The organism is Maribacter sp. 4U21 (assembly GCF_002742365.1).
In the GTDB taxonomy this organism is placed as follows: Bacteria; Bacteroidota; Bacteroidia; order Flavobacteriales; family Flavobacteriaceae; genus Maribacter.
Genome location: NZ_MDGN01000030.1, coordinates 38,285 through 52,162, shown reverse-complemented (window position 1 = coordinate 52,162; position 13,878 = coordinate 38,285). Strand labels below are relative to the sequence as shown.

The 13,878-nt window shown below is 39.8% G+C and carries 12 protein-coding genes; 3 read left to right on the top strand and 9 right to left on the bottom strand.

Annotation, left to right across the window (positions count from 1 at the left end; translation table 11 throughout):
- Positions 1 to 12 precede the first annotated feature (12 nt).
- The 3 genes from BFP77_RS05625 to BFP77_RS05615 all read right to left on the bottom strand — a co-directional run bounded on the left by BFP77_RS05625 (position 13) and on the right by BFP77_RS05615 (position 4,451).
- Entirely contained in the window at positions 13 to 1,983 is a 1,971-nt protein-coding gene (locus BFP77_RS05625) for a sulfatase-like hydrolase/transferase (protein WP_099573074.1), read from the bottom strand.
- Positions 1,984 to 2,143: 160 nt separating this feature from the next.
- Positions 2,144 to 3,334, bottom strand: a complete 1,191-nt coding sequence (locus tag BFP77_RS05620) for a pyridoxal phosphate-dependent aminotransferase (RefSeq protein WP_099573073.1) — start codon at positions 3,332 to 3,334, stop codon at positions 2,144 to 2,146.
- Positions 3,335 to 3,350: 16 nt separating this feature from the next.
- On the bottom strand, positions 3,351 to 4,451 hold the full coding sequence (locus BFP77_RS05615; protein ID WP_099573072.1) for a fatty acid desaturase family protein: 1,101 nt from the start codon (positions 4,449 to 4,451) through the stop codon (positions 3,351 to 3,353).
- 121 nt (positions 4,452 to 4,572) lie between these two features.
- Here BFP77_RS05615 and rsmG point away from each other — a divergent pair, with 121 nt between their 5' ends.
- Complete coding sequence (gene rsmG, locus BFP77_RS05610) at positions 4,573 to 5,208, top strand: 16S rRNA (guanine(527)-N(7))-methyltransferase RsmG (protein WP_099573071.1); 636 nt, start codon at positions 4,573 to 4,575, stop codon at positions 5,206 to 5,208.
- A gap of 245 nt (positions 5,209 to 5,453) precedes the next feature.
- On the opposite strand, the gene BFP77_RS05605 is transcribed toward rsmG, so the two are convergent.
- From BFP77_RS05605 to BFP77_RS05580, 6 genes are all read right to left on the bottom strand, one after another.
- Complete coding sequence (locus BFP77_RS05605; protein ID WP_099573070.1) at positions 5,454 to 5,828, bottom strand: hypothetical protein; 375 nt, start codon at positions 5,826 to 5,828, stop codon at positions 5,454 to 5,456.
- Between the two features lie 127 nt (positions 5,829 to 5,955).
- Positions 5,956 to 6,468 (bottom strand): DinB family protein, encoded by a 513-nt coding sequence (locus tag BFP77_RS05600; protein ID WP_099573069.1) that lies wholly within the window; start codon positions 6,466 to 6,468, stop codon positions 5,956 to 5,958.
- Positions 6,469 to 6,580: 112 nt separating this feature from the next.
- Entirely contained in the window at positions 6,581 to 8,209 is a 1,629-nt protein-coding gene (gene pruA, locus BFP77_RS05595; protein WP_099573068.1) for an L-glutamate gamma-semialdehyde dehydrogenase, read from the bottom strand.
- An 82-nt stretch (positions 8,210 to 8,291) separates the two neighbouring features.
- Complete coding sequence (apaG, locus tag BFP77_RS05590) at positions 8,292 to 8,678, bottom strand: Co2+/Mg2+ efflux protein ApaG (protein ID WP_099573067.1); 387 nt, start codon at positions 8,676 to 8,678, stop codon at positions 8,292 to 8,294.
- Between the two features lie 3 nt (positions 8,679 to 8,681).
- Complete coding sequence (locus BFP77_RS05585) at positions 8,682 to 9,812, bottom strand: DUF3667 domain-containing protein (RefSeq protein WP_099573066.1); 1,131 nt, start codon at positions 9,810 to 9,812, stop codon at positions 8,682 to 8,684.
- Positions 9,813 to 9,835: 23 nt separating this feature from the next.
- A complete protein-coding gene (locus tag BFP77_RS05580) occupies positions 9,836 to 11,080 on the bottom strand; it encodes a DUF5103 domain-containing protein (protein ID WP_099573065.1) in 1,245 nt (414 codons plus the stop codon).
- A gap of 151 nt (positions 11,081 to 11,231) precedes the next feature.
- On the opposite strand from BFP77_RS05580, the gene BFP77_RS05575 reads away from it, so the two are divergent.
- Complete coding sequence (locus BFP77_RS05575) at positions 11,232 to 12,584, top strand: Na(+)-translocating NADH-quinone reductase subunit A (protein WP_099573064.1); 1,353 nt, start codon at positions 11,232 to 11,234, stop codon at positions 12,582 to 12,584.
- 3 nt (positions 12,585 to 12,587) lie between these two features.
- The gene (locus tag BFP77_RS05570) at positions 12,588 to 13,877 is read left to right on the top strand and encodes an NADH:ubiquinone reductase (Na(+)-transporting) subunit B (RefSeq protein WP_099573063.1); all 1,290 of its coding nucleotides are present in this window, start codon (positions 12,588 to 12,590) and stop codon (positions 13,875 to 13,877) included.
- Position 13,878: the final 1 nt, after the last annotated feature.

The window sequence follows — 13,878 nt, the reverse complement described above, 5'->3', positions numbered from 1 at the left end:
TCCTGAAGGTGATCAGCGATACCCTTTAGTATAAACCGTTCTGTTGGTCGAGGTTAAACCATCCATTAATCCTTCTCTGGTAGTCTCCACAACCAATGTGGGTTCCCACGGAGTTTTGGTAGGGGGTTCTAGCCAGAGCGTCTGGGTCATCTTACTTGCTAGCCATTTTCCTGTTTTCGTATCTTTAAAAGGATAGGTTGAGGTAATCACCAGCCTATGGTCTTCCCAATGGGTAGTTGAGGTGATAGCTTTACGTTCCCGACCGGTCAATACATTGTTTTCGGATTTTGAACCGTCTAAAGCAAATTGATAGGTTACAAGTTGTTGAAAGTCCCGGGGAATAAAAACGACCCGCTCTACAGCTAACTCCTCAGGAACATGCTTGATTGAAATTTTATCTCCCCAACCGCTACCCAAAGTAGGTATGGCCGGTTCGTCCGTCCGATTTATGACCGATACCCTATGCAGCACGGTGGTAGACCATGTACCCGAAAAATCAGGGTTCTTCATAGCATTACTTCTAGGCTTCATTTTGGTTCTATCACTTCTCGTGTAGGTTTGTACTGGACTTCCCGAACCTTTTGAGGGTGGTAAATAGGGTTCTTTTCTATTTGCACTCGCTGTTACCCTGGGGTATTCAATGAATGTTTTTTCATAGTTCTGAACAATACTGTCCATAATTCCTACGACACCAGGATAATAATCTTTAACGTCTATTTCCTCTCTTGGGTCCACGCGCAAATCAAATAGGCGTACCAAGTTATCAGGTTCAGGGTCAGGTACTTCTGTTTTGTATACGTACCACAACTTCCAATTACGCCATTTCACTGCCATGATTTGACCAAAACGTTGTGTGAAAATGGCACTTTCGCGATTGGCGTGTTCTTGCTTGCCCTCTAAAAACGGTAGTTGGTTTACGCCATCGATATATCGGTCTTTCGGTACTGCCTTGTCCGAGCCCGTGGCATTGATAATGGTGGTGAATAAATCCACCTCATGTACCATCTCATTAGAAACTTGACCGAGTTTGATCCTATTTGGCCATCTAATGACCGCCGGCGTGCGCACACCACCTTCCATAGCGGAGTTATAGTAGCCTCTATACGGTCCTGGAGAACCTCTCCATGGTCTTCTCATCTCAGCGCCGTTGTCCGTACACCAAATAACTAAGGTGTTCTCCTCGATTCCCAGTTCTTTCAATTGGTCTAAAATTAAACCTACGTTAAAATCAACATCGGCCATGGAATCGCCCATATCACCTGCTCCGGTAGTTCCGGCCATATCGGGGTGGGGTAGTGCGGGAAAATGGAGCTGGGTCATGGCGTAATACAGAAAGAAGGGTTTATTTTTTTCGGCGTTCTCTTTTATAAATGCAACGCCTTTTTCGGCCGCTTCTCGGTCAATGGTTCGTCTGGTATCAGGATTAAATGGTTTTACTTTTTTAGAATCACTGCCTGCGGTACCTTCCCATATATAGGGTTCTGGCTGTAAACTTGGGTCAAATCCTTTCATTGCAGGATATTGGGCTACTGTGGTCGTTCCCGGTATGCCGTACCATTGGTCAAAACCTTGGTCCGTAGGCTCTCGGTTACCGAGCCAGTCTTTAGCCCCTAAATCCCACTTTCCGTAGAGCGCCGTGGCATAACCTTCCAATTTTAAACGTTCCGGGAGCATTTCTTCCCACAGTGTCGTCCCGGAATAGTAATCCTCCCCGGCGCGAACAGCATATCGTCCGGTCATAATGGCGATACGAGATGGAGTACATGAATACTCCACATTAAAGTTCGTTAGGCGAATGCCCTCATTTCCTATTCGGTCAATATTAGGCGTAGGAACACCCCTGGCACCACCAAACGAGGCAACCTCGCCTACGCCAAGGTTGTCTGGGAATATAAGTACCACGTTAGGTTTTGTTTGAGCGAAAAGAATACTACCAACAAAATAAAATGGAAGTAGTATTAAACGGGCGATCAGTTTTCTCATTGGGAAGTTTTTTCTAGTTTGAATATACTATATGATTCCCTCCAATTGTAATTTTTCTTTTAAAAAATGGAAGTCGCCTTTGTGGCATAGGTCACCTCCAAAGAAAACACCCTCAAGGCCTAAACCTTGAGGGTGTTTTCAATCGCTAGTTTCATAATTTCTAACCTAGAGCAGTTTTTATTCTAGATATGGCATCTTTTATATCCGCTACGGAGGCGGCATAAGATATACGAATACAATTTCCGTTACCGAAGGCATCACCCGTAACGGTTGCTACATTGGCATGTTCCAAGAGATACATGGCAAAATCCGAAGCATTATGTATTGTAGTGCCGTTCAAAGTCTTTCCGAAATACGCCGTTACATCCGGATAAACATAAAAGGCTCCCTCGGGTTCATTGCATTTAAATCCGTTGATACTATTTAAAAGACCAAGAATAAGTTTTCTTCGTTCTTTGAACTCGTCCACCATATACGAAATACGGTCGGGCGACTCTTCCAATGCGGTAATTACCGCTCTTTGTGCTATACAGTTAGCGCCACTAGTTACCTGACCTTGTAATTTGTTACATGCTCGGGCTATGTAGGCTGGGGCACCGATGTACCCAATACGCCATCCGGTCATGGCGAATGCCTTTGCTACTCCATTGACCGTTACGGTGCGATCGTACATGTCCGGGAATGAAGCCATAGAAGCATGTTCCGTGACACCATAGTTGATATGCTCATAAATTTCATCGCTTACTACGATGATTTGAGGATGTTTTTGTAACACATCCGCTAATGCGCGTAATTCTTCTTTACTATAAATAGATCCACTAGGGTTACAAGGAGAACTGTACCAAAGCATTTTTGTTTTTGGTGTGATGGCAGCCTCTAATTGTGCCGCGGTCATTTTAAAATCATCTTCCAAAGAAGTAGGTACTTCTACGGGAACACCGTCTGCAAGTTTCACGATATCAGAATAGCTTACCCAATAAGGGCAGGGTAAAATAACTTCGTCCCCTTTGTTCAACACTACTTGTGCAACGTTGTAAAGTGCTTGTTTGGCTCCTGTGGATACCACAATTTGAGGCGCTTCATAGGTCAAGTTATTATCACGTTTAAACTTTGTGATTATAGCTTGCTTTAAGTCTACATATCCGTCAACTGGGGTATAGGAATTATAACCATCTTTAACGGCTTGTATTGCGGCTTCTTGTATATAATCCGGAACTTTAAAATCGGGCTCCCCCAAGCTTAATCCTATGATGTCTTTACCTTGAGTTCTAAGTTCACGGGCCTTTGCGGCCATTTCCAGTGTTGCGGAAGGAGTTACACTGTTGATCCTGTCCGATAGTTGCTTGTTCATGTCGCTTATAAAATTACTAGTACTGAAGGGAAGGTTGTTTTCCCAATTCCTTTAAATGTTTGAAGTGCGAAATTATGGCTTTCCTAGTAGTTTTATACTCATGGTAAGGCAAATTAAATTCCTTTGCCGTCTGTTTCACAATTTTAGAAATTTTTGTGTAATGTACATGGCTAATGTTCGGAAAGATATGGTGCTCTACTTGGTGGTTCAAGCCTCCTGTGAACCAGTTAACAATTCGGTTTTTTGTGCCAAAATTTACCGTTGTGAACAATTGGTGAATAGCCCAAGTATTTTTCATGGTGCCGTTTTCGTCCGGCAACGGGGTATCAGCATGGTCAACAATGTGTGCTAATTGAAAAACTACGCTTAAAATAACCCCTGCCACGTAGTGCATAATAAAGAAACCAATAAGAATTTTCCACCATGCAATGTCAAGAAATAACATCGGTAAGACTATCCAAATAGTAATGTATAGCGCTTTGGTAATTAACAAGGTGCTCCAGTTCATGGCGGCACTTGGTAATTTTCCGTAAGACAACTTACGCTTCATGTAACGGTACATTTGCTGAAAATCTGTCGTAATGGCCCAGTTAAATGTGAGCAGACCGTAAAGGAATACCGAGTAAAAGTGTTGAAATTTATGATGTTTTTTCCATTCCGTATGTTTAGAAAAACGCAGAATTCTTCCTGCTTCCATATCTTCATCATGCTCGTGGATGTTGGTGTATGTGTGATGTAATACATTGTGTTGTACCTGCCAATTGTAAACATTTCCTGCGAGTATGTAAATACTACTTCCCATGAGTTTGTTCACCCATTTTTTATTGGAGTAAGACCCGTGATTACCATCGTGCATCACATTCATTCCTACCCCGGCCATTCCTACACCCATGACAATGGTTAAGAGCAAATTTGCCCAAGTTGGTAAGCCTAACGTAAGTATAAGGAAATAAGGAGCTAAAAATAGCGTAAACATTACGATAGTCTTTACGTGCAATCTCCAGTTCCCTGTTTTCTTTATTTTATTGTTTTTGAAATACTCGTTTACCCTTCCATTCAATGTTTTAAAAAATTGGGCAGAGTCTTTTCTTGAAAAACGAATTGTGTTCTGTTCCATTTGAAGAAATCTTTTTGATAAATATAACGCAATTGATGTCGTTATTGTTTGATAGCTTAGTTAAAAAACGAAATCTTTGCAAAAGTGAATATACTAATAAAATTAATTTACAAAGATACGGATGACGGCTGAAACCATATTTGAATATTTTCCCAATTTATCTGATATCCAAAAGAAACAGTTTGTGCTTTTGGAGGAGCTTTACAAAGATTGGAACCAGAAAATCAATGTGGTTTCCAGAAAGGATATTGAAGAGTTATACCTACGGCATGTGTTGCACTCTTTGGGAATCGCAAAGATTCAAGATTTTAAGGATGGTGCTGAGATTTTAGATGTGGGCACAGGTGGAGGTTTCCCGGGTATTCCTTTGGCAATTCTTTATCCCGACGTTCATTTTACTTTAGTAGATTCTATTGGTAAGAAAATTAAAGTGGTGAATGAGGTGGTGGACGGTTTAGAACTATTAAACGTTACTTCAGTAAATTCCAGAGTTGAGGAGATTCCAGGACAATTTGATTTTATAGTGAGCAGAGCCGTGGCGGCAATGCCAACTTTTGTACACTGGGTAAAAGACAAAATTAAAAAAGAGTCCGTTCATCAAAGAAGGAATGGTATTCTTTATCTAAAAGGAGGTGATTTAAGTGAGGAGCTTAAGGATTACAGGACGGCAGAGGTTTTCGACTTAACATCCTACTTTGAACATGATTTTTTTGAGACCAAGAAAGTAGTCTATTTGCCTCTAAAGTTTAAGGGGTAATTAAATGGCTAAAATGGCATAATAACCGCTTCTACATTTTTTTGCAAAGCTTTTCAGGTGACTCCAGTAATGGATTCTTAGACAAGTAATGGTCAGTCTTAATTTTGAATACATTTTTATGGCCCTTAGATTTTAGGTAATAGATATGAGATAATTAAATTTAATTTAAAATAAATTAACGTTAAATTTACATTTATATTGTTTTTAAGATGCTGATAGGCGCAGATTTTTTCAAGATTGTCATTTTAATTTGCCTGACAGGAAAAGTCATCTCTACTGAAAATAATTCTTGTGTCCGATAGTTCGTCCATAAGAATATCACTGCCTAAAAATCCAATTTGCTCTCCTTCGCAATTATAGATGGGAACGACTGTTCCACAAATGGGGCAGCAGTTATTAGCTATGAATACGGTTTGGTTTTGGTATTCGGCAATTTCAATGAAAAAATATTGGGCAATATCGCTTTGGTCATTTTTTATAACTTCGGTCTGTGCTCTTAACCAAGTTAAATCTTCGATTGGGTTCGTAGTGTCGCACGCGGCAATGATTGGAAGGTTTGAATCATCTGTACTACAGGATAATAAGCTAATAAAGCTCGCAAGTAGAATACGTCTTTTCATAATTACATTTCTTAAAGAGATACGCTAATTACCAAATGGTTGCTAGCTCTGGTGTTTTCTTTACGTCATGTATTAAGAATAAAAAGGTGCCAATTGGCACCTTTTACATGTTTTAGTGGTGAGAAGCTTATTTGCTCCAAGGCGGTACAACTCCATTAGACCGGGCATAAGCAATTAATTGGCCTTTATGCTCTCCATTGTGCTCCATAATGGCTAAAAGTCCGCCCATTTTGTTCATCTTAGCGAAACCAAAATCGACCTCTTCATTGAGTTCGCTATTGTCTACCATCATAATTTTTTCCAATACAAATTCGTTCGATTTTTTTAATGCGCTAATGATATTTTCTTTCCCTGTAATTTTTCCAAGAGACATCATATCAACATCTTCAGGCGGTGGAAATCCCATTTTAGAAGCAAGATAATAATTTGCTCCGGCAACATGCATAAGCGCCTCTCCTACAGAGCTTACGCCTTCGGCTGGTCTCCAGTCGTATTGGTCTTCGGCAAAAGCTTCTGCCAATTGAACAACTTGGGCTTGGTTACCCGTTAAAACAGCTTTAATAGTGCTTTGGGCTAAATTTTCTTGTGCATAATTGAGTCCCACGGTCAATAAGGCACAAATTGCTAATACTTTTTTCATTTTACGAGGTTATAGTTGTTTAAAGACTCCGTTAGGTTATCTAACGGAGCCTTTAAATTTAATCAATTTTCAATCTACTGATCGTTTTTCCAAACAATTTAACATCAGTAGGTTACCCTAAGAACGGATACCTGTAATTCTCTGGGGTAACAAACGTTTCTTTTATTAATCTTGGGGAAACCCATCTTAATAGATTTTGTGCGGAACCGGCCTTATCGTTGGTTCCCGATGCTCTAGCGCCACCAAAGGGTTGTTGTCCAACAACTGCTCCCGTAGGTTTGTCATTAATGTAAAAGTTTCCTGCGCAATTCTGTAGCGCCTGTGTCGCCTCTTCAATGGCGTACCTGTCCGTGGACAAAACTGCTCCGGTTAGTGCATATTCCGAGGTAGCATCTACAAGCTTCAAGGTTTTGCTCCAATCCTTGTCATCATAAACATATATGGTGACAACGGGGCCAAAAAGTTCGGTCTCCATAGTAGTGTATTTTGGATCTGTAGTGACAATCACGGTAGGCTCAATAAAATACCCTTTTGATTTGTCGTAGTTTCCACCCGCAACGATTTCCGCAGTCATATCGCTTTTAGCCTGATCAATATACTTGGCAAGTTTATCAAAGGACCCTTCGTGAATTACCGCAGTGATGAAATTGCTCATATCTTCAGGAGAACCCGGTTCGTTAAAAGAGGCAATATCCTTCTTTACGAGGTCCAGTATTTCTTGAGCCGTTGATTTTGGCAGATAAACCCTGGATGCCGCACTACACTTTTGTCCTTGGAATTCAAAGGCACCTCGGACAATGGCCGTTGCGACTTGTTTTGGTTTTGCTGAAGGGTGGGCTACGATGAAGTCTTTTCCACCAGTTTCACCAACGATTTTAGGATAGGTCTTGTAGGTATGTATATTATTTCCGATTTGTTTCCAAAGTTCTTTGAAAACAAATGTTGAGCCCGTGAAATGTATTCCTGCAAAATCGGGACTGGATAGCACCGTTTCCGTAATCATTACCGGGTCACCGTAGACTACGTTGATAACGCCATCAGGAAGACCTGCTTCCTTAAACACGTCTACAATTACTTTAGCCGAAAATACTTGACTATCACTCGGTTTCCATACGACAACATTACCCATCATGGCCGCACTTGCAGGCAGGTTTCCCGCAATAGCCGTAAAGTTGAACGGAGTAACCGCATATATAAATCCTTCTAAAGGACGATATTCCACGCGATTCCATATGCCTTCCGCAGAATCTGGCTGCTCCTCATAAATCTGTGACATGAATTCTACGTTGAACCTTAAGAAGTCTATGAACTCACAGGCCGCATCTATTTCTGCTTGGTGTATCGTCTTTGACTGTGCCATCATGGTGGCAGCGTTAATCTTTGCCCTGTAAGGACCTGCGATGAGTTCCGCTGCCTTTAAGAAAATAGCAGCGCGTTGTTCCCAAGTGAGGTTTGCCCATGCATCCCTTGAAGCTAGACAATTAGAAATGGCATTTTCTACGTGACTCTTTTCCGCGAGATGATAGCTCCCGACGATATGTTGGTGGTCATGTGGTGGAGACATGGTTTTGGTGTTCCCGGTACGCACTTCTTCGGCGCCAATATACATAGGTACATCGACTTTGTTATTGTAATATTCTTTATATTGATGTAGCACTTCCTCTCGCTCCGGAGTCCCCGGAGCATAGCTTTTTATTGGCTCATTAAAAGCTGTTGGTACTTGAAAAAAACCTTTACCCATTGTCAAAATTTTTAAAATTAAAAAGTCTAACAAAGGTACTAAAAGGGTTTGCCACTAAAAACTAAATGGCCCAGAAAAGGAATCAATTTAAGGCGAACGGTGCGCTAAATTTAAATGTAGGAATGAACACTCTGAATTTCTCCGAGGAATCAAAATTCACCATGTTATAATGTCCTTTCATAGCTCCTATAGGGGAGGTTAACAGGCAGCCAGAATTGTAGGTATGCGATTCCCCGGGTTGAATTACCGGTTTTTTGCCAATAACACCTTCACCGTCCAAAATTTCAATATCGTTTAAGGAGTCGTAGATTCTCCAATGACGTGATGTTAGTTGCACAGGTTCTTTGCTTTGATTCTCAATTGTAATGGTATACCCGAAAGCATAATGCATTTTATAATTTTTAAAGAAAGTACCTTCAAAATTAGTATTTACTGAAATCTTAATGCCTTTAGTAACCTGTGTAGTCATAATCTAAAATGTAAAAATGCTGGTGGTGAACAATATTGCTACACCTACAATAGCCAAAATAATGAAAATAGTATTGAGAAAAAGATATTTAACAATAGTTTTAAACCTTCCTTGCTGGTAATAATTTCTCATTGCCTTGTAGAGGTAAATCCCAAAAATGAGAAAGAAGATACCTCCGCTTTCAATACCAAAAATATTATCTATCAAATAACTAATAATGAGCAAGATAAATAACAATGATTGATTGTGGAAACTAAAGATTAAATGATCGGTATAAGTATATTTTTTTCTGATATACATCAACCAAACGAAGATGGCGAAGACCGGCAGAAAGAAAAATGTGGTGAAAGGCAATTTTGAAATTAAGGAACTAATGTACTCACCCGGTCGACTTTTGGCCTTGATCAGACTTTTAGCGCCGCTAAATGACATGCGGTGCTCCCGGCTGTTTTCGATATTATATTTCTCAACAAGATCATCAAAAACGTAGATGGTGTCGTTTTCTATTAAAAGGGTAAAAATCTTTTGTTTTTCAAAATACCTTGCAATAAAGCCTTTATCCGATACGGCTTCCAATTCTTTTTTTGGATGCGCAAGGATCATAGAATCTTTTTTACGCTGCTGATTACTGATAAATTCTCCTAATTTTAAGGAGTCTATAGTGTTTAAGAAGCTCTCCGCCTCTTTTTTCTCTTCAAAGTCTAAATTTTGAATGACATCGTCGGCCTCAAAATTTAGAATTTCATTTCCAGTGGTATCCGCAAATTTATCTATTTGTGAAAAATCACCTGATAAGCCCATTAAAAGAAAGTATACGATAGATAGGCTTAAAAGAAACCTAAAAGGATTGGTGTAAGAAACCCGTTTACCTTCTATATAGTCACGGGTAATTTTCCCCGGTCTTAATAAAAGGGCTCCCAGGGTCTTGAGCAGTTTAGAGTCGTAAGAAAGAACATTGGAAAAAAACTCATCAAAAAAATCTTTTAGGGAAAGCTTTTTGGTGCTATTGGCCTGTGCACAGTTAGGGCAATACTTATCGCTCATATCCAAGGGATGTTTGCAATTTAAGCAAGCTACCCCTCGGTATTTTAGCTTATAACGCCCAGAAGTATTAACCTTTGGTTTGGTTTCCATTTAAAATCAGAAAGTAAATTACCCTAATTGGTGATGTTTCTAGAGTTTGCCGAACCTACGCCAATAATACTATCGTAAATGTCGCCAAAATCCCTGTAATATACCAAAATCAAGTAATTATTTTCAGTAAAATGAAAATTACCTCCTACAGGATTTAAGTGGATTTCATTTTCCGAGTTTTTTGTCACGTATTTATAATTGTAAAAGCCTTGTTTGAATTTTATTACGGCTTCCATCATACCATTTTCTTCATTGTAGACCATTTTGTTCTCTTCGGTCAAGGCATAGTTATTGTACTTTCCGAATATGTGAACATCGTCCAGTGCTAGTGCCTCGGTATAGGGCAGACTAAAATGTACATTAGTGTACTCAGCTTCTCTGGAAGCGTTCTCGCCCTGCAATGTCCTAATCGTAAAATCACCATTTATGTCAGGGAAAAAGGTGTAGGGTTCGTCATTTCTGTAATCATCGGAGAATAGGTAGTGATGGTAGATTTCGTTCAATTCAATTCTTGATATCTGGGAACTTGGGGCCCTTAGGTCGCTTGTGTCAAAGAGCAGATACTCATTACCACCGTTAAATGCGGTCTCTTGGTCGTATCTGTACACCAGCTCTTGACCAAGTGTAAATTGTGGTTTAATGTTGTAAAGAGCGTTAGGCCAATAATAATTCTGTAAAATAGCCACTTTCACTTCCTTTTTTGGATTTACCAATCTAAAATTACCCGCATTGATGGCAAACTGTACCACCTGTTTCTCGTTTAAAAAGTCAAAATCCCTGGACCGTTTTACCGTACCACCTACTTTAACGATATCTTTATAGACTACAAATCTTCTAGAAAATTGAAGTTCATAACTACTGTTGTAAATTTCTAGGACATAATTGCCGCTAACTTTCAATTTTACATTCTCGTTGGGGATGGTTAATTGGTAGTTGGAATAGGTCTCTAGGGTGGTGTAGCTGTTTTCGTAATTAATGATTCGCTGATTGTCCACGCCACTCAAATATTGTGATTTAAGCAGGTCCGATGGTGTCCAGTCGTAATCACAGTGCACTATTTTATAGTAGTAGTCCTGTTCGTTGGCCAACAAATCGTCAAACTCCAAATACATGGGTTCACCTAGCTGTATAATGGGGAACTGATCTTCTGTAGGGCCTTTGAAAATAATCGATTTAATATTCTCTGGTTCAATTACTTCCTCCTGTACTTGAGCAACCGTATTTTGTAGAAAAAAAAGTAAAAGAATTTGTTTAAGGAAAAAGCGCATTATTTAGCCAATTTTTAGGTAAAGGTAAACAAAAAGGATGCCGAACAAATTAACATCGATATAATGCCGAAATTATAAGGTAATTATTATGAATTTTTTTCATTTAGTAGTAAATTCGCACCTAATTTTGTTAACCTAAGGTCTACAATATATGTCTAAAGACATTCGAATCAAAAAAGGTCTGAACCTCAATTTAGTAGGTGCTGCAGAGCTTACAACGTCAAAAGCTGTAGCGAGTAACGTTTACACTTTAAATCTAGAGGATTTTCATGGTGTGACGCCAAAAATGCTTGTAAAGCAAGGAGCTGAGATAAAAGCGGGAGAACCTATATTCTACAACAAAAACGTAGAGGAGATGCTTTTTGTGTCTCCTGTAAGTGGAGAGTTGGTGGAGATAGAAAGAGGAGCGAGAAGAAAAATCCTTACCGTAAAAATCTTGGCGGACAAGACTCAGGAAACGTTAAGTCACAAAGCTATCTCATTAGAAAGCGCTACTAAGCAAGATGTAAAGGCATTTTTATTAAAGGGTGGATGCTGGCCATTTATCAAACAGAGGCCCTATGACGTTATTGCAAACCCCGATACTACGCCGAAGTCTATATTCGTGTCCGGCTATAATTCAGGACCATTGACCGCAGATTTGGATTATGTACTAAAAGGTAAAGAGGCAGAGCTGCAGGCTGCGTTGAACGCACTAGCAAAACTGACACCAGGTAAGATTCACGTATCGGTTGGTCAAAATGCAGATTCTCCCCTTGCTGGAATGAATGGGGTTGAATTGCACAAAGTTTCTGGACCACACCCTGCAGGTTTGGTGGGAACACAAATCAATAGATTAGACCCCATTAATAAGGGGGAGGTGGTTTGGACCGTTGCTCCACAGGATTTAGTGATTATCGGCGAGTTTTTGTTGACAGGAAAATTTAATGCGGAGAGAACTGTTGCTTTGGCAGGTTCTTCGGTAAAAGCCCCCAAATATTATACTACCAAAATAGGTGCCGAGATATCTACCTTTTTATATGGTAGTGGTGTTAACGAAGAGAATTTTAGGGTAATCAACGGGGATGTGCTTACAGGGTCTAAAAGCAGCCCTGACGGTAGTTTAGGTTTTTATAATAATACGGTAACGGTAATTCCTGAAGGTGATGACTATGATTTCTTCGGATGGAATAAACCCATTTTCAATAAAGTTTCCAATACCAGAGCATTGACATTCTCGTGGTTACAGCCTAAAAAGAAATATGATTTAAATACGAATACCAATGGTGAGCACAGGGCTTTTGTGGTTACCGGTCAGTATGAGGAGGTGTTTCCTTTGGATATTTATCCAATGCAGTTATTAAAAGCCTGTATGGTTAAGGATTTGGATGAAATGGAGCAATTAGGGCTTTACGAGGTTGCGCCAGAAGATTTTTCTTTGACGGAATTTATATGTATATCTAAGCAACCACACCAGAAGATTATTCGTGAAGGATTGGATTTGTTACAAAAAGAAATAGGATAAAAGATGAGCATAAAAAGTAAAATGCATGAGTTGAAATTAAAGTATCAGGGCAAAAAGATGGCTCCGGCCTTCAATGCCTTTCATACTTTTTTATTCACTCCGGACGAAACCACCCATGCCGGTGGCACTCATGTGAAAGCAGCAGATGATTTAAAGCGAACCATGAACACGGTAATCATGGCATTGATTCCCATATTAGTGTTCTCCATGTTCAATGCAGGCTACCAACATTATTCTGCAATCAATGGTTTTCCATCCAACTTTTCGGTTATGGAACACTTTATTACATGGGATAATTTCTGGATAGGAATCATAAAAGTACTTCCGTTGGTGGTAATTTCTTACGGGATTGGACTTATAGTTGAATTTATCTTTGCGGTAATCAAAGGTCATGAAGTAGAGGAAGGCTATTTGGTTACGGGAATGCTTGTTCCATTGATTGTTCCTGTAGATACGCCATTATGGATGTTAGCGGTAGCTGTTGTTTTCGGTGTTGTTATCGGAAAAGAGGTCTTTGGAGGTACTGGGATGAATATTTTAAATCCCGCTTTGACCATACGGGCATTTTTATTCTTCGCCTATCCTACTTGGATGAGTGGTGACAAGGTTTGGGTACATGAGGCACGGGAGCGTTCAGAACAAATTTTAGCAGGCGCAACCAATGTTGATGCTATTTCCGGTGAAACCATTTTGGGTTATTTGGCCCAGAACAATGGTGCTGCGATGGAAGCAAAATACAGTATCTCGGATATGTTCTTCGGTTTTATTCCCGGTTCTGTAGGAGAAACATCGGCTTTTCTATGCCTTTTAGGAGGTCTCTTTTTAATATTCAGTAAAATTGCTAGCTGGAGAATTATGGTTAGCGCCGTGATAGGCTCATTGGTAATGGGTCTTATCTTTAATCAGGTTGTAGATTTCGGTTGGGTAGGAGAAACAAGTAAGTTCTATGGGCTAATGAGTTTCGATTTTTGGAAACATTTGATTGTAGGCGGACTTGCGTTTGGAATCGTTTACATGGCCACAGACCCTGTTACGGGGTCGCAGACCAATCGTGGGAAATGGATTTATGGTTTCTTTATTGGTTTCATTTCCGTAATGATAAGGGTATTTAATCCAGCTTATCCAGAGGGAGTTTTTCTTGCAATTCTATTAATGAACGTGTTTGCTCCAACGATAGACCATTACGTCATTCAAGGTAATGTCAAGAGAAGAATGAAAAGACTTAAGAATGCAGTTATCCTTCCGTTGGATTCGGACGCAGAGGCTAAAGAACTAAAAGCAGAAACTGTTTAAT

Excerpts from the sequence above, each read along its gene's own strand:
- BFP77_RS05625 (WP_099573074.1), bottom strand. The coding sequence starts at position 1,983 with ATGAGAAAACTGATCGCCCGTTTAATACTACTTCCATTTTATTTTGTT.
- BFP77_RS05620 (WP_099573073.1), bottom strand. The coding sequence starts at position 3,334 with ATGAACAAGCAACTATCGGACAGGATCAACAGTGTAACTCCTTCCGCA.
- BFP77_RS05615 (WP_099573072.1), bottom strand. The coding sequence starts at position 4,451 with ATGGAACAGAACACAATTCGTTTTTCAAGAAAAGACTCTGCCCAATTT.
- rsmG (WP_099573071.1), top strand. The coding sequence starts at position 4,573 with ATGACGGCTGAAACCATATTTGAATATTTTCCCAATTTATCTGATATC.
- BFP77_RS05605 (WP_099573070.1), bottom strand. The coding sequence starts at position 5,828 with ATGAAAAGACGTATTCTACTTGCGAGCTTTATTAGCTTATTATCCTGT.
- BFP77_RS05600 (WP_099573069.1), bottom strand. The coding sequence starts at position 6,468 with ATGAAAAAAGTATTAGCAATTTGTGCCTTATTGACCGTGGGACTCAAT.
- pruA (WP_099573068.1), bottom strand. The coding sequence starts at position 8,209 with ATGGGTAAAGGTTTTTTTCAAGTACCAACAGCTTTTAATGAGCCAATA.
- apaG (WP_099573067.1), bottom strand. The coding sequence starts at position 8,678 with ATGACTACACAGGTTACTAAAGGCATTAAGATTTCAGTAAATACTAAT.
- BFP77_RS05585 (WP_099573066.1), bottom strand. The coding sequence starts at position 9,812 with ATGGAAACCAAACCAAAGGTTAATACTTCTGGGCGTTATAAGCTAAAA.
- BFP77_RS05580 (WP_099573065.1), bottom strand. The coding sequence starts at position 11,080 with ATGCGCTTTTTCCTTAAACAAATTCTTTTACTTTTTTTTCTACAAAAT.
- BFP77_RS05575 (WP_099573064.1), top strand. The coding sequence starts at position 11,232 with ATGTCTAAAGACATTCGAATCAAAAAAGGTCTGAACCTCAATTTAGTA.
- BFP77_RS05570 (WP_099573063.1), top strand. The coding sequence starts at position 12,588 with ATGAGCATAAAAAGTAAAATGCATGAGTTGAAATTAAAGTATCAGGGC.